General features: G+C 56.8%; 11 protein-coding genes. 5 read left to right on the top strand and 6 right to left on the bottom strand.

What is annotated here, in order from left to right:
* Positions 1 to 379 precede the first annotated feature (379 nt).
* Complete coding sequence (locus tag GVO84_RS20265) at positions 380 to 1,321, top strand: TIGR01212 family radical SAM protein (protein WP_159515017.1); 942 nt, start codon at positions 380 to 382, stop codon at positions 1,319 to 1,321.
* On the opposite strand, the gene GVO84_RS20260 is transcribed toward GVO84_RS20265, so the two are convergent.
* Positions 1,301 to 2,803: a helicase HerA-like C-terminal domain-containing protein gene (locus tag GVO84_RS20260; RefSeq protein WP_159515016.1), complete on the bottom strand. Its 1,503-nt coding sequence runs from the start codon at positions 2,801 to 2,803 to the stop codon at positions 1,301 to 1,303. The genes GVO84_RS20265 and GVO84_RS20260 overlap by 21 nt on opposite strands.
* Before the next feature lie 137 nt (positions 2,804 to 2,940).
* Here GVO84_RS20260 and GVO84_RS20255 point away from each other — a divergent pair, with 137 nt between their 5' ends.
* A complete protein-coding gene (locus GVO84_RS20255) occupies positions 2,941 to 4,578 on the top strand; it encodes a dihydroxyacetone kinase subunit DhaK (protein WP_159515015.1) in 1,638 nt (545 codons plus the stop codon).
* A gap of 90 nt (positions 4,579 to 4,668) precedes the next feature.
* Here GVO84_RS20255 and ahr read toward each other — a convergent pair whose 3' ends face one another.
* The 5 genes from ahr to pepA all read right to left on the bottom strand — a co-directional run bounded on the left by ahr (position 4,669) and on the right by pepA (position 11,327).
* Entirely contained in the window at positions 4,669 to 5,688 is a 1,020-nt protein-coding gene (gene ahr, locus GVO84_RS20250) for an NADPH-dependent aldehyde reductase Ahr (RefSeq protein ID WP_121424784.1), read from the bottom strand.
* Between the two features lie 83 nt (positions 5,689 to 5,771).
* Entirely contained in the window at positions 5,772 to 6,275 is a 504-nt protein-coding gene (locus GVO84_RS20245) for a GNAT family N-acetyltransferase (RefSeq protein WP_159515014.1), read from the bottom strand.
* Between the two features lie 123 nt (positions 6,276 to 6,398).
* A complete protein-coding gene (locus GVO84_RS20240; protein WP_159515013.1) occupies positions 6,399 to 9,254 on the bottom strand; it encodes a valine--tRNA ligase in 2,856 nt (951 codons plus the stop codon).
* Positions 9,254 to 9,697 carry a DNA polymerase III subunit chi gene (holC, locus tag GVO84_RS20235; RefSeq protein ID WP_159515012.1) on the bottom strand — a complete coding sequence of 148 codons (444 nt, stop codon included), beginning with the start codon at positions 9,695 to 9,697 and terminating at the stop codon, positions 9,254 to 9,256. The genes GVO84_RS20240 and holC overlap by 1 nt, the downstream gene beginning before the upstream one ends.
* Positions 9,698 to 9,815: 118 nt before the next feature.
* Positions 9,816 to 11,327, bottom strand: a complete 1,512-nt coding sequence (pepA, locus tag GVO84_RS20230) for a leucyl aminopeptidase (protein WP_023309366.1) — start codon at positions 11,325 to 11,327, stop codon at positions 9,816 to 9,818.
* Between the two features lie 266 nt (positions 11,328 to 11,593).
* Between pepA and lptF the strand changes: the two genes are divergently transcribed.
* The 3 genes from lptF to arcB all read left to right on the top strand — a co-directional run bounded on the left by lptF (position 11,594) and on the right by arcB (position 16,245).
* Positions 11,594 to 12,694, top strand: coding sequence for an LPS export ABC transporter permease LptF (gene lptF, locus GVO84_RS20225; RefSeq protein ID WP_024906345.1), 1,101 nt, complete (start codon positions 11,594 to 11,596; stop codon positions 12,692 to 12,694).
* The gene (lptG, locus tag GVO84_RS20220; RefSeq protein ID WP_029739610.1) at positions 12,694 to 13,776 is read left to right on the top strand and encodes an LPS export ABC transporter permease LptG; all 1,083 of its coding nucleotides are present in this window, start codon (positions 12,694 to 12,696) and stop codon (positions 13,774 to 13,776) included. The genes lptF and lptG overlap by 1 nt, the downstream gene beginning before the upstream one ends.
* Positions 13,777 to 13,911: 135 nt before the next feature.
* Complete coding sequence (gene arcB / locus GVO84_RS20215) at positions 13,912 to 16,245, top strand: aerobic respiration two-component sensor histidine kinase ArcB (RefSeq protein ID WP_121424781.1); 2,334 nt, start codon at positions 13,912 to 13,914, stop codon at positions 16,243 to 16,245.
* Positions 16,246 to 16,387 lie beyond the last annotated feature (142 nt).

The raw sequence follows: 16,387 nt of genomic DNA, 5'->3' as shown, positions 1-16,387 counted from the left end.
AATTGTAATTAAAGGGTATTTAACTATTTTTACATTGATTGCATGCCCTGACAGGACGTAGCGGAGTGTGATCTGACTCACTATATGAAAGCGGTATTATCAATGTAGCGTGCTGAATAGCCGTTTTATAGCAGAATAATAATCTGGCATTGACTGCGAACCCGCATAAAGCCACTGTTTTTCAATGGTGGCGCTATAAATGAAAAAAACAATCAGAACATAAGGAAAAGTAATCACGGGTAGCGTGAATGAAATTGCAGTAATCCTGAGTATTTATTCATATAGATAAAGGCCGTCCAGGGCGATTGATCCAAGTCATCGCCGACAGAGGCTAAAAGTGGCAGGCTTGTCCCCTTTCTCCGGGACGGTCTATCAGATTATGCAGTTACAGAAATTAGTCAATATGTTTGGTGGGGATCTTTTGCAGCGGTACGGGCAAAAGGTTCATAAGCTGACGCTGCACGGCGGGTTTAGCTGCCCGAATCGCGATGGCACCCTCGGGCGCGGCGGCTGCACCTTCTGTAACGTAGCGTCCTTTGCTGACGAAGCCCAGCAGCATAAATCTATCGCGGAACAGCTCGCCCATCAGGCCAGCCTGGTGAACCGCGCGAAGCAGTATCTGGCCTATTTCCAGGCCTACACCAGCACGTGGGCGGAGGCGCAGGTGCTGCGCGCTATGTATCAGCAGGCCGTCAGCCAGGCTAACATCGTTGGGCTGTGCGTGGGCACGCGCCCGGACTGCGTGCCGGACGCGGTGCTGGACCTGCTCAGCGAGTACAAAGAACAAGGCTACGAGATCTGGCTGGAGCTGGGCCTGCAAACCGCGCACGACAAAACCCTGCACCGCATTAACCGTGGCCATGATTTCGCCTGCTACCAGCGCACCACGCGCCTGGCCCGTGAGCGGGGGCTGAAGGTCTGTTCACACCTGATTGTTGGGTTACCTGGAGAAGGTCAACAGCATGGCCTTGAAACGCTGGAAAAGGTGGTAGAAACCGGTGTGGACGGCATTAAGCTGCACCCGCTGCATATCGTTACGGGAAGCATTATGGCGAAAGCCTGGGAAGCGGGGCGGTTAAGCGGAATTGAGCTTGAGGACTATACGGTGACGGCGGGGGAGATGATTCGCCACACGCCGCCGGAAATCGTCTACCACCGCATCTCGGCCAGCGCCCGCCGTCCAACGCTTCTGGCACCGCTATGGTGTGAGAACCGCTGGACGGGGATGGTGGAAATCGACCGTTATCTGCAGGAGAACGGCGTGCAGGGTTCGGCGCTTGGCCGCCCGTGGATTCCCCGTCTACCGGCGACGGCCGCCTAACAGACTCCCCAGCATGCCGCGCACTATCTGATTGGTGACCTGTCGCGCCGCGCTTTTCGCCATGGTTTGTACCACGCCGTCGCGCTTGCCGCCGCGCGGCCCGGTGCTGCCGAACAGAATGTCTTTGAGCCCCCCGAGAATACCGTCATCCACGGCGACAGACTGCCCTTTAGCGGCAGGCGCATCCTGCGATTCGGTGGTCGCCTGCACCCCTTTTTGCAGCATCTCGAACGCGGACTCGCGATCCACCTCGTCTTCGTACTTCCCGTAAACCGGAGAGTGGTTAATCAGGCCGTTACGTTCATCGTCGGTAACCGGCCCCATGCGCGAGCAGGGCGCGATCACCATGGCGCGTTCCACCACGGACGGGCTGCCCTTCGCATCCAGGAACGAGATCAGCGCTTCACCGGTGCCTAACGCCTGAATCGCCGCTTCGGTATCAAAGGCAGGATTGGCGCGCATGGTTTGCGCGGCGGCTTTCACCGCTTTTTGATCCTTCGGCGTAAAGGCGCGCAGGGCGTGCTGCACGCGGTTACCAAGCTGGCCGAGCACGTTATCCGGGATATCCGACGGGTTTTGTGAAACAAACCAGACGCCGACCCCTTTGGAGCGGATCAGGCGAATGACCTGTTCAATTTTATCCAGCAATACCTGCGGCGCGTCGTTAAACAGAAGGTGCGCTTCGTCAAAGAAGAACACCAGCTTCGGTTTTTCCAGGTCGCCCGCTTCCGGTAACTGCTCGTACAGTTCGGAGAGCATCCACAGCAGGCTGGCGGCGTAGAGCTTTGGCATCTGGTAGAGCTTCTCGGAGCTCAGAATGTTGATGATGCCTTTGCCGCTGCTGTCGGTGCGCATCCAGTCTTTGATATCCAGCATCGGCTCGCCGAAGAAGTGTTCGGCACCCTGTTGCTCCAGGGTCAGCAACCCACGCTGAATGGCGCCCACCGAGGCGCTGCTGATATTGCCGTACTGGTTCTGGAAGGATTTGGCGTTATCGCCGATGTACTGGGTAATGGCGCGCAGATCTTTAAAATCAAGCAGCAGCAGTCCCTGATCGTCGGCAATGCGGAAGATAATATTCAGCACACCGGACTGCACGTCGTTGAGGTTAAGCAGACGGGCCAGCAGCAGCGGGCCGAGATCGGAGACGGTGGCACGCACCGGATGGCCTTTCTCACCAAAGATATCCCACACCACCACCGGATTGTTATGCGGCGTCCAGTCCGTGATGCCAATATTCTTCAGCCGTTCGAACAGTTTTTCAGAGGCCGTCCCTTCCTGAGCCACACCGGTTAAATCGCCTTTCACGTCAGCCATAAAGACCGGTACGCCAATCTCCGAAAGCGATTCCGCCAGCTTTTGCAGGGTGACGGTTTTCCCCGTCCCGGTCGCTCCGGTGATCAGACCGTGGCGGTTCGCCATCGCGGGCAGTAAATACAGCTCTTTTTCCAGCGTCCGGGCAATTAACAATGGTGTACTCATGATGCGCTTCCTCTCTTTGTCCTGGGTGGAGTATAGGCAACCTGATAGCAATTTGGTTGAGTAAATTCCTGACTTTGCGGCGCATTATCCAGTGCGGACTATGCTTTTGCATACGGTTCACAAAATAGTGGGAAACTATGTCCAGATTCTTCTTTAACGATCGCAAACAGCTGGTCAACGATGCCATTGAAGGCATACTGCTTTCTGCGCCACACGCAAACCTCGTCAAACTTGATATCGATCCGGCCATCAGGATCGTCGCGCGCGGCGACTGGGACAAAAGCCGCGTAGCGGTGATCTCCGGCGGCGGTTCAGGCCACGAACCCGCGCACGCCGGGTTTGTCGGCAAAGGGATGCTGACGGCGGCAGTGTGTGGCGATCTGTTTGCCTCGCCGAGCGTGGATGCGGTGCTGAATGCCATTGTGGCGGTCACGGGCGATCGCGGCTGTCTGCTGATCGTCAAAAACTACACCGGCGATCGCCTGAACTTTGGCCTGGCGGCAGAAAAGGCCAAACGCTACGGCCTGAAGGTGGAGATGGTGATCGTGGCGGACGATATCGCGCTGCCGGATAACAAACAGCCGCGCGGTATTGCCGGTACGGCACTGGTGCATAAGATTGCGGGCTATGCGGCGGAGCACGGGAAATCGTTGAGTGAAGTGCGGGATATTGCGCAACAGGCCTGCGACAACCTCTGGAGCCTGGGCGTCGCGATGCAAACCTGCAACCTGCCGGGCAGCGACGAGGAAGAGGGGCGCATTAAGCAAGGCCATGTTGAGCTGGGTCTGGGCATTCACGGCGAGCCGGGGGCGTCCGTCGTGGATACGCAGAACAGCAAAGCCATTATCGACACGCTGGTGACGCCGCTACGCGCGCAGGCGGGTGAGGGGCGGTTTGCGGTATTGATTAACAATCTTGGCGGCGTATCGGCGCTCGAAATGGCGCTGCTGACCAAAGAGCTGGCGCATTCGGCGCTGAAAGAGGAGATCGCGTACCTGATAGGCCCCGCGCCGCTGGTGAGCGCGCTGGACATGAAGGGCTTTTCGCTCACGCTTCTGAAGCTTAATGATTTCTTCGAAAAGGCGATTCACGCCGAGGTCGAGACGCTGGGCTGGCAGAAGCCCGTGGCGTTTGCGCCACTGCGCACCGTGGCGCATAGCGCCATCCACGATCGCGTGGAATACACCCCGTCGGACAATCTGCGGGTGGGCGAATATGTCTCCACGGTGACCAGCACGCTGCTCCAGCTGGAAAACCGACTGAACGCGCTGGATGCCAAAGTGGGCGACGGTGATACCGGCTCTACCTTTGCGCAAGGCGCGCGGGATATTGCGCAGCGGCTGGAGGATCGCAAGCTCCCGCTTGATAACGTATCGACGCTGCTGCTGCTGGTGGGCGAGCGGCTGGCCACGGTGATGGGCGGATCGAGCGGGGTGCTGATGTCGATCTTCTTCACCGCGGCCGGGCAAAAGCTTCACGATGGACTGCCGCTACCGGAGGCATTGCTCGGCGGGCTGGCGCAGATGAAGCAGTACGGCGGGGCAGATCTCGGCGATCGTACCCTGATCGACGCGCTACAGCCGGCGCTGGAGGCGTTGCAGAAAAAAGATCTTCAGTCAGCGGCGCAGGCGGCACAGCAGGGGGCAGAGGCAACGGCGAAAATGGCGAAAGCCGGAGCAGGGCGCTCGTCGTATGTGAATAAAGAGAATCTGGACGGCGTGATGGATCCGGGGGCGGTCGCGGTGGCAGAGGTGTTTTCTGCACTGGTGCGATAGGTGAGAATAGCCCGGTGGCGCTGCGCTTACCGGGCCTACAAAACCGGATCCAGGCCGGGTAAGGCGAAGCCGCCACCCGGCAATGTCACATCAAAAATCCGCTTTCAACACCACGCGGTAGCGGGCTTTGCCGTCACGCACGTGCTGGATCGCTTCGTTGATTTTCGACATCGGATACAGTTCGGTGGTCGGGGCCACTTTGGTGCGTCCGGCAAACTTCATCAGCTTGCGCAACTCAAACGGCGTACCGGTCGCGGAACCTGACACGCTGCGATCGCCGCCGATCAGGGTAAACGCCGGAACCGGCAGCGGCTTCATTACGGCACCTACGGTATGGAAGTTACCGCCGTAGGCCAGTGCTTCAAAGTACGGCTGCCAGTCGAGATCCACGTTCACGGTGTTGATGATCAGGTCAAACTGCCCAGCCAGCGCGTTCAGTGCGTCAGGATCGCGGCTGTTTACGACTTTATCCGCACCCATCGCCAGCACTTCTTTCTCTTTCGCCGGGTTCGAGCTAAACGCCGTGACTTCACAGCCCATCGCGTGCAGCAGCTTGATGGCGATATGCCCCAGACCGCCAATACCGATCACGCCCACGCGGCTGGTGGCGGTGATATGGTGCATCAGCAGGGGTTTAAAGACGGTGATACCGCCGCACAGCAGCGGACCAGCGGATTCGATATCAATGCTGTCCGGCAGCGGGATGACCCATTGCCAGTCGGCGCGCAGCTTATCGGCAAAACCGCCCTTGTTCAGAATGGTGGGAATGGCGCCTTCGAGGCAGTTGATCTGATTGCCGCTGATACAGGCATCGCAATGACCACAGCTGCGTGCCGTCCAGCCAATGCCCACGCGCTGGCCCACTTTCAGCCCTTTGTCCTGCGCGGCGCTACCGAGCGCCACGACGCGGCCAATGACTTCGTGCCCGGCAACCAGCGGATAGCTCGAGAAGCCCCATTCGTTGTCGATCATCGAGAGATCCGAGTGGCAGATCCCGCAGTAATCAACCTGTACTTCGACGTCTTCTGCTTTTAGTTCGCCCGCATCGTACTCGTACAGCTCAAGTTCTGCACCCGCCTGCGGTGCGGCGTAGCTTTTTATCTTCGACATCGTGTTTCCCCCGTTATGGTGTGAACTGAGAGTGTAGAGCATTCAGTTTACAGCCGCTTAACAGAAGAGGGCAGGAACGAAAGTTACAGACTTTTCAGCATCCTGACTTCGCAATCAATGTGGCCGGTACAGCCCAGCGGCGCATCGATATGCTCAAAGCCCAGATGTTCATACAGGCCGATGGCCTCTTTGAGGAAAGCGGTGGTTTCAAGGTAGCAGCGGGTAAACCCCTGCTTGCGCGCATGGTCCAGCGCAATCAGCGCCAGCTTTTTCGCCAGCCCTTGCCCGCGCGCCGTTGGCAGAAAATACATTTTCTGTAGTTCGCAGATATCCGGCTCGCTGCAGCTGAGGGGTGCCACGCCGCCACCGCCCACAACCTGGTCGTTCTGCTCGATTACCCAGTAGGCATGCCCTGGCTGGCTGTAGAGCTGGAAAAGCTCGTCCAGGTTCGGGTCCGCAACCGTGTAGCCTTTGTCAGCCGTCAGGCCATATTCGGCAGAAACGGTGCGGATAACGGCGGCGATAGCCGGATTATCCTGCTCAGTGATCCGACGCATCGTCGTCGCGACGGGGGTAATCACGCTCATAGCATTACTCATTACAAAAATTGACACATAACTGCTGTTAATAGCACCGCAGAAAGGGGAGTGCAAGCGAGGAGTTTTCAGGAAGGTTACCCCTTACGCTCTGAAGCGTAAGGGGTAAAAGCATTACAGTGCGGCAATAACCGCCTGCTGCTCAATCAGCTTGGTCTTCGCATCGGCGAAAGCAACCAGACGCTCACGCTCTTTCGCGATGACCGCTTCCGGCGCGCGGGCGACAAAACCTTCGTTCGCCAGCTTGCTTTCGATTTTGCCAATTTCCACGTCGACTTTCGCCACTTCTTTCGCCAGACGAGCCAGCTCGGCGTCTTTGTCGATCAGGCCTGCCATCGGGATCAGCAGCTCGGCGCCGTCGATGATTTTTGTCACGGAAACCGGACCTTTGTCATCCGCAGGCAGCACGGTGATGCTTTCCAGACGCGCCATGGTCTTGAGGAAGGTGTTGTTCTCGGTGACGCGACGAACAGCCGCTTCGCTGCAGCCACGAAGCAGCAGCTCCAGCGGTTTGCCAGGGGCGATGTTCATTTCAGCACGGATGTTACGTACCGCAACGATCGCCTGTTTCAGCCACTCGGTATCCGCCGACGCCGCTTCATCAACCTTAGCCGCATCGAATTCCGGGAACGGCTGCAGCATGATGGTATCGGCGTTGATGCCTGCAATCACCTTCACGCGCTGCCAGATAGTTTCGGTGATAAATGGAATGACCGGATGCGCCAGGCGCAGCAGACCTTCCAGAACGGTAATCAGCGTGTTGCGCGTGCCGCGCAGTTCCGCCTCAGTACCGCCGTTCATCACCGGCTTCGCCAGCTCCAGATACCAGTCGCAGAACTGGTTCCAGGTGAATTCATACAGAATGCCCGCCGCGATATCGAAGCGGTAGCTGTCCAGCGCCTCGCGGAACGCTTTCACCGTCTGGTTGAATTCCGCCAGGATCCAGCGGTCCGCCAGAGACAGGGTCATTTCGCCGCCGTTGAAGCCACAGTCCTGATCTTCGGTGTTCATCAGCACGAAGCGGCTGGCGTTCCACAGCTTGTTACAGAAGTTACGGTAACCTTCCAGACGCTTCATGTCCCAGTTGATGTCACGTCCGGTAGAGGCTAGTGCCGCCAGGGTGAAGCGCAGGGCGTCGGTACCGTGAGACTCGATCCCGTTCGGGAACTGTTTCTCGGTGCGCTTGCGGATTTTCTCAGCCAGCTGCGGCTGCATCATGTTGCCGGTACGTTTTTCCAGCAGGTCTTCCAGAGAGATACCGTCAACCATGTCCAGCGGGTCAATCACGTTACCCTTGGACTTGGACATCTTCTGGCCTTCGTCGTCGCGGATCAGACCGGTCATGTAGACGGTATGGAACGGAACCTGCGGCTTGCCGTCTTCGTCTTTGATGAAGTGCATGGTCATCATGATCATGCGCGCAATCCAGAAGAAGATGATGTCGAAGCCGGAGACCATCACGCTGGTTGGGTGGAACTGACGCAGCGCGTCGGTGTTTTCTGGCCAGCCGAGGGTGGAAAACGTCCACAGCGCGGAGGAGAACCAGGTGTCCAGCACGTCTTCGTCCTGACGCAGAGCAACGTCCGCGCTCAGGTTATTTTCCTGACGCACTTCGTCTTCGGTGCGGCCAACGTAGACGTTACCTTCGTTGTCGTACCACGCCGGAATACGGTGACCCCACCACAGCTGGCGGGAGATACACCAGTCCTGAATGTCACGCATCCAGGAGAAGTACATGTTTTCGTACTGCTTCGGCACGAACTGAATGCTGCCGTTCTCAACCGCTTCAACAGCCGGTTTCGCCAGCACGTCGGCACGCACGTACCACTGGTCGGTCAGCATTGGCTCGATCACCACGCCGCCACGGTCGCCGTACGGCACGGTCAGATCGTGAGGCTTGATCTCTTCCAGCAGGCCGAGCGCGTCAATGGCAGCCACAATCGCTTTACGCGCAGCAAAGCGTTCCAGCTTCTGGAACTCTGCCGGGATGTCGCTGGAGTAGACGTCGGATTCGTTGCCTTTGGTGTCATATACTTCTGCTCTTTCACGGATATCACCGTCAAAGGTCAGGATGTTGATCATTGGCAGGGCGTGACGACGACCAACTTCATAGTCGTTGAAGTCGTGCGCTGGGGTGATTTTTACGCAGCCGGTGCCTTTTTCCATGTCGGCGTGTTCGTCGCCCACAATCGGAATGCGGCGATTCACCAGCGGCAGCACCACAAATTTGCCGATCAGATCTTTATAACGCGGATCTTCCGGGTTAACGGCCACGCCGGTATCGCCCAGCAGGGTTTCCGGACGGGTGGTCGCCACCACCAGGTAATCTTTACCGTCGGCGGTTTTTGCGCCATCGGCCAGCGGATAGCGGATGTGCCACATGGAGCCTTTAGACTCGCGGTTTTCCACTTCCAGGTCAGAGATGGCGGTGCGCAGTTTCGGGTCCCAGTTTACCAGGCGTTTGCCGCGGTAAATCAGGTCTTCTTTGTACAGGCGGACGAAAACTTCTTTAACGGCGTTGGAAAGGCCTTCATCCATGGTGAAGCGCTCGCGCTCCCAGTCCACGGAGTTGCCGAGACGGCGCATCTGACGGGTAATGGTACCGCCGGATTCCGCTTTCCACTGCCAGATTTTGTCGATGAACGCGTCGCGACCGTAGTCGTGGCGGGTTTTACCTTCTTCAGCGGCAATTTTACGCTCAACCACCATCTGGGTCGCGATACCCGCGTGGTCAGTCCCCGCCTGCCACAGGGTGTTTTTACCCTGCATGCGCTGGTAGCGGATCATGGTGTCCATGATGGTCTGCTGGAAAGCATGACCCATATGCAAACTGCCGGTGACGTTCGGCGGCGGGATCATGATGCAGAAGGACTCTTTGCTTTCGTCGCCGTTAGGCTTGAAATAGCCCTGCTGTTCCCAGTGCTCGTAAAGCGGCTGCTCGATATCGCGTGGGTTATATGTCTTTTCCATTATTTCCAGGTTGCCGTATTCAGGTTAAAACCAGCCAGGCGGTACGCTTTATAGCGTTCGCGCGCCAGTTGTTTCAAAGATTCTTCGTAAGGGACAAAGTCTACCACTTCTGTGAAAGCGGTGGCAAAATCTGCAAAATCTATCCGCAGGCTAATCAGAATATCGCGCGCGCTGCTGTTGCGCTTTTGCGGCCAGGCAATTTCAACCGGTGCTCCACCGCGCGGCCCTTCGCCCGACAGGTTATGCGGGACAAAACTCTCCGGCGGGCGCGACCACAGCGCCTCATCAAGGCGAATGGCCTGCTGTTCATCTTCACAGGCAATCAGAACGCGTTTACCTGCGCGCCAACGTTCTGCGGCAATTTCACACACCAGCTGTTCGACGGCGCTGAGGCCATCCTGATGGGTGTCGTTGTCCAGAAGGTAGAACGTTGCATTCTTCATATATGGGGCTTCTTGTCGTGGATTTAAATGCAAAGCCGGGTGGCGCTACGCTTACCCGGCCTACGGTTGAATGACGCTGTAGGCCGGGTAAGGCGAAGCCGCCACCCGGCGTTTTACATCACTCGTCGCCGTTAAAACCCGCACGATTGAGCAGGAACTGCGACAGCAGCGCCACTGGACGACCGGTTGCGCCTTTGGCTTTACCGGAGCGCCATGCGGTACCCGCGATATCCAGGTGCGCCCAGTTGTACTTGCGGGTGAAGCGTGCCAGGAAGCAGCCCGCGGTGATCGCACCGCCAGGACGTCCGCCAATGTTCGCCATATCCGCAAAATTAGACTCCAGCTGATCCTGATACTCGTCACCTAGCGGCAGACGCCATGCGCGGTCCCCGGCCTGCTCTGAGGCACCAATAAGCTCGTGCGCCAGCGGATTGTGGTTCGACATCAGGCCGGTGATGTGGTGGCCCAGCGCAATCACACAGGCACCGGTGAGAGTGGCGACGTCAATCACCGCTTCAGGCTCGAAGCGCTCAACGTAGGTCAGCACGTCACACAGCACCAGACGGCCTTCGGCGTCGGTATTCAGTACTTCAACGGTCTGGCCGGACATGGTGGTCAGCACATCACCCGGACGATAAGCGCGGCCGCCAGGCATGTTTTCGCAGCCCGCGAGTACGCCGATCACGTTGATAGGCAACTGAAGCTCCGCAACCATGCGCATCACGCCGTAAACCGCCGCCGCGCCGCACATGTCGTATTTCATCTCGTCCATGCCTTCGGCTGGCTTGATGGAGATACCGCCGGAGTCGAAGGTCAGGCCTTTACCGACCAGTACAATCGGGCGCGCGTCTTCGGACGGGTTGCCTTTGTACTCGATGACGGACATCAGGGATTCATTCTGCGAGCCGTTACCGACCGCCAGGTAAGAGTGCATCCCCAGCTCTTTCATCTGCTGTTCGCCGATGACGCGGGTAATGACGTTTTTGCTGTAGGCGTCGGCCAGCTGACGTGCCTGAGAGGCCAGGTACGCCGCGTTACAGATGTTAGGCGGCATGTTGCCGAGATCTTTGGCCGCTTTAATGCCGGCTGCGATCGCCAGACCGTGCTGGATCGCGCGTTCGCCGCTGGTCAGTTCGCGACGGGTTGGCACGTTAAAGACCATTTTACGCAGCGGACGACGCGGCTCGCTTTTATTGGTCTTCAGCTGATCGAAGCTGTACAGGCTCTCTTTTGCCGTTTCAACCGCCTGACGCACTTTCCAGTAGGTGTTACGTCCTTTGACGTGCAGCTCGGTCAGGAAGCAGACGGCTTCCATTGAGCCAGTATCATTCAGCGTATTGATTGTTTTCTGAATCACCTGCTTATACTGACGTTCATCCAGCTCGCGCTCTTTGCCGCAGCCAATCAGCAGAATACGCTCTGACAGTACGTTCGGAACATGGTGCAGTAACAGCGTCTGCCCAGGTTTGCCTTCCAGTTCGCCACGGCGCAGCAGGGCGCTAATATAGCCGTCACTGATTTTATCGAGTTGCTCGGCGATCGGGGAGAGTCGGCGTGGTTCAAAGACGCCCACAACGATGCAGGCACTCCGCTGTTTCTCCGGGCTACCGCTTTTTACACTGAACTCCATGCACTACGCTCCTGAATCTTAAAGACAACGGCGGCTGCTACGGATAGAATTGAAACCTTTCGTAACTCATGTCCGCTGTTGTGGTGACTTCGTGTTAATCTTACGTTACTACGGTTTCGACACGTCAGAAAAAGTCCTGAAGCGTGAATCCGCTGGATGTTTTAATCTTAGCGATGATTTCGACGACTCAAGAGAATAAATGACGTTTAAGCCATGAAACAAGCGAAATTCCTGCAAAGAGACGGGTTTTTACGGGCGTATTTAAAGTGATAATCATAAGATATCTGGTGCGGGAGACGCTCAAAAGCCAACTGGCGATCCTCTTCATCCTGCTGCTGATTTTTTTCTGTCAGAAGCTGGTTAAGATCCTCGGTGCGGCCGTTGACGGCGAAATTCCAACAAATCTGGTGCTTTCCCTGCTTGGTTTAGGGATCCCGGAAATGGCGCAGCTCATCCTGCCGCTAAGTCTTTTCCTTGGCCTGCTCATGACGCTTGGGAAACTCTACACCGAGAGTGAAATCACGGTGATGCATGCCTGCGGCCTGAGTAAAGCCGTACTGGTGAAAGCGGCCATGATACTGGCGCTGTTCACGGGCATTGTTGCGGCGGTGAATGTGATGTGGGCGGGTCCTATGTCTTCCCGTCATCAGGACGAAGTGCTGGCCGAAGCGAAAGCCAACCCCGGCATGGCGGCGCTAGCCCAGGGGCAGTTCCAGCAGGCGACCGACGGCAACTCCGTGCTGTTTATTGAGAGCGTTGACGGCAGTAAATTCAACGACGTATTCCTGGCGCAGTTACGTCCCAAAGGTAACGCGCGTCCGTCAGTGGTGGTTGCAGACTCCGGTCAGCTTGCTCAGCGCAAAGATGGTTCTCAGATCGTGACGCTGAACAAAGGCACCCGTTTCGAAGGCACCGCGATGCTGCGCGACTTCCGTATTACGGATTTCCAGAACTATCAGGCCATTATCGGCCATCAGGCGGTGGCGCTCGATCCAACGGATACCGAGCAAATGGACATGCGTACCCTCTGGAATACCGATACCGACCGAGCGCGCGCTGAGTTCCACTGGCGTATTACGCTCGTCTTCACCGTGTTTATGATGGCGCTGATTGTCGTTCCGCTGAGCGTGGTGAATCCGCGTCAGGGACGCGTGCTCTCTATGTTGCCGGCGATGCTGCTTTACCTGATCTATTTCCTGCTGCAAACCTCGATTCGTTCTAACGGCGCGAAGGGTAAGCTGGACCCTATGGTCTGGACATGGTTCGTCAACAGCCTGTACATCTTACTGGCGCTGGGATTAAACCTGTGGGATACGGTGCCTGTGCGCCGCATACGTGCCCGATTCTCGCGTAAAGGAGCCATCTAATGCAGGCGTTTGGCGTTCTTGATCGCTATATCGGTAAAACCATTTTTACCACCATCATGATGACGTTGTTCATGCTGGTGTCGCTCTCCGGCATTATCAAATTTGTCGACCAGCTGAAAAAAGCCGGGCAGGGGAGCTATGACGCGATGGGCGCGGGGATGTATACCCTGCTCAGCGTGCCGAAAGATGTGCAGATCTTCTTCCCGATGGCGGCCCTGCTGGGCGCGCTGCTGGGGCTGGGAATGCTGGCGCAGCGCAGTGAGCTGGTCGTTATGCAGGCCTCGGGCTTTACCCGCATGCAGGTCGCGCTGTCGGTCATGAAAACCGCGATCCCACTGGTGCTGTTGACCATGGCGATTGGCGAGTGGGTCGCACCGCAGGGCGAACAGATGGCGCGTAACTACCGTGCGCAGGCAATGTACGGCGGTTCACTGCTCTCGACTCAACAAGGTTTATGGGCAAAAGACGGTAAAAACTTCGTCTACATCGAACGAGTAAAGGGAAATGATGAACTCGGTGGGGTGAGCATCTACGCGTTCGATGACCAGCGCCGTCTGGAGTCAGTCCGCCACGCCTCTTCGGCGAAATTTGACGCCGAACATAAACAGTGGCGTTTGTCCCAGGTAGATGAGTCTGACCTGACCGATCCGAAACAGATCGCCGGTTCTCAGACGGTCACCGGGACGTGGAAAACCAACCTGACGCCCGATAAGCTCGGGGTCGTGGCGCTGGATCCTGACGCGCTCTCCATCAGCGGGTTACACAACTATGTGAAATACCTGAAGTCGAGCGGGCAGGATGCAGGACGTTATCAGCTCAACATGTGGAGCAAAATCTTCCAGCCGATGTCCGTGGCGGTGATGATGCTGATGGCGCTGTCGTTTATCTTTGGCCCGTTGCGCAGCGTGCCGATGGGCGTGCGCGTGGTGACCGGTATCAGCTTCGGCTTTGTGTTCTACGTGCTCGACCAGATTTTCGGTCCGCTGACGCTGGTTTATGGCATTCCACCGATCATTGGTGCGCTGCTGCCAAGCGCCAGTTTCCTCCTTATCAGCCTCTGGCTGTTGTTGAAACGCTCCTGATTGACCTCTCCTCGCTTCCGGTTAACCGGGAGCGAGGCTAATCTCCTGTTTCACCCCGCACTTTTTCTCACAACCTTCAACGCCTCGCCCTGAATTTGAGTATTATTGAGCGATAAAGTCGTGAAGGGATCCTCTATGAAGCAAATTCGAATGCTTGCCCAGTATTACGTCGACCTGATGATGAAGCTTGGGCTGGTGCGTTTCTCCATGCTGCTTGCGCTGGCGCTGGTCGTTCTGGCCATTGTCGTGCAAATGGCCGTCACCATGGTTCTGCATGGTCAGGTCGAGAGTATCGACGTCATCCGCTCCATCTTCTTTGGCTTGCTCATTACTCCCTGGGCGGTCTATTTCCTTTCCGTGGTGGTTGAACAGCTGGAAGAGTCCCGTCAGCGTTTGTCAAAACTGGTCGATAAACTGGAAGAGATGCGCGAGCGTGACCTGAAGCTCAACGTCCAGCTCAAAGACAACATTGCGCAGCTGAACCAGGAGATTTCAGATCGTGAGAAGGCGGAGGCCGAGCGTCAGGCCACGCTGGAGCAGTTGAAAATAGAAATGAAAGAGCGCGAGGTCACGCAGATCCAGCTTGAGCAGCAATCCTCTTTCCTGCGGTCGTTCCTCGATGCTTCACCGGATCTGGTGTTTTACCGTAATGAAGATAAAGAGTTTTCCGGCTGTAACCGGGCGATGGAGTTGCTCACCGGGAAAAGCGAGAAGCAGCTGATTAACCTGAAGCCGCAGGACGTTTATTCTGAAGAGGCGGCGGCCAAGGTCATGGAGACGGACGAAAAAGTATTCCGCCATAACGTTTCGCTGACCTATGAACAGTGGCTGGATTACCCGGACGGACGAAAAGCCTGCTTTGAGATCCGTAAGGTGCCCTACTATGACCGCGTGGGGAAACGCCATGGCCTGATGGGCTTTGGCCGCGATATCACCGAGCGTAAGCGCTATCAGGACGCACTGGAGCGCGCCAGCCGCGACAAGACGACCTTTATCTCTACTATCAGCCACGAGCTGCGTACGCCGCTTAATGGCATTGTCGGGCTGAGCCGTATTCTGCTGGATACCGACCTGACCGCTGAGCAGGAAAAATACCTCAAGACTATCCATGTCTCAGCGGTCACGCTGGGTAATATCTTCAACGATATTATTGATATGGATAAGATGGAGCGCCGTAAGGTTCAGCTTGATAATCAGCCTGTTGATTTCACCAGCTTCCTTGCCGATCTCGAAAACCTGTCCGGCCTGCAGGCGCAGCAGAAGGGACTGCGTTTTATCATGGAGCCAACCCTGCCGCTGCCGCATAAAGTGGTGACTGACGGCACGCGTCTGCGCCAGATCCTGTGGAACCTTATCAGCAACGCGGTGAAATTTACCCAGAAGGGGCAGGTGGCGGTACGCATCCGCTTTGACGAAGGCGATATGCTGCACTTCGAGGTGGAAGACTCCGGGATGGGGATTCCGCAGGAGGAGCAGGACAAAATTTTCGCGATGTATTACCAGGTGAAGGACAGCAACGGCGGGAAACCGGCGACCGGAACCGGCATTGGCCTGGCGGTCTCTAAACGGCTGGCGAAAAGCATGGGGGGCGATATCACCGTTGCCAGCCAGCCGGGTAAAGGGTCAACCTTCACGCTGACGGTGCATGCGCCGGCGGTGGCGGAGGAGGTTGAGGATACCTTTGAAAGCGACGACATGCCGCTGCCTGCGCTGCACGTCCTGCTGGTGGAAGACATTGAGCTGAACGTGATTGTGGCGCGCTCCGTGCTGGAGAAACTGGGCAACAGCGTGGATGTCGCGATGACCGGTAAGGCCGCGCTCGAGATGTTTAAACCGGGCGAATACGATCTTGTCCTGCTGGATATTCAACTACCGGATATGACCGGGCTGGATATCTCGCGTGAGCTGACGCGTCAGTATGCGGCCGACGAACTGCCGCCGCTGGTGGCGCTGACGGCGAACGTGCTGAAAGATAAAAAAGAGTATCTCGATGCCGGTATGGACGATGTACTCAGCAAGCCGCTGGCGGTGCCTGCTCTGACCGCCATGATTAAGAAGTTCTGGGATACCCGTGATGAAGAGGAGAGCACCATGACGTCTGTTGATAGCGCAAAAGCCCAAACGATACTCGATACCGCGATGCTGGAGCAGTACATCGATCTGGTCGGCCCGAAACTGATTACCGATGGTCTGGCGGTGTTCGAAAAAATGATGCCGGGCTATCTGAGCGTGCTGGAATCAAACCTGACGGCTCGTGACCAGAAGGGCATTGTGGAAGAAGGACATAAAATTAAAGGTGCCGCCGGCTCGGTTGGCCTGCGCCACCTGCAGCAGCTGGGTCAACAGATTCAGTCGCCTGATTTACCTGCATGGGAAGATAACGTGGGTGATTGGGTTGAAGAGATGAAACAAGAGTGGCAAAACGATGTGGCGGTGCTTAAAGCCTGGGTCGATGCCAGAAAAAAATGACCCCGGCTTAACCGGGGTGCGCGAATACTGCGCCAACACCAGGGAAATCGTGGCTGCGCCTGTTTTATAAAGTTATTTTCGAAAGGGCGCTGCCTGAAAAATTTAGGCCGCACGCAGATAAGATAGCAAATCTTAAATGGTT

Source organism: Enterobacter sp. SM3 (assembly GCF_009811935.2).
GTDB lineage: Bacteria > Pseudomonadota > Gammaproteobacteria > Enterobacterales > Enterobacteriaceae > Enterobacter > Enterobacter asburiae_D.
The sequence above is the reverse complement of the archived record's forward strand: the minus strand, read 5'-3'. Positions and strand labels throughout refer to the sequence as shown.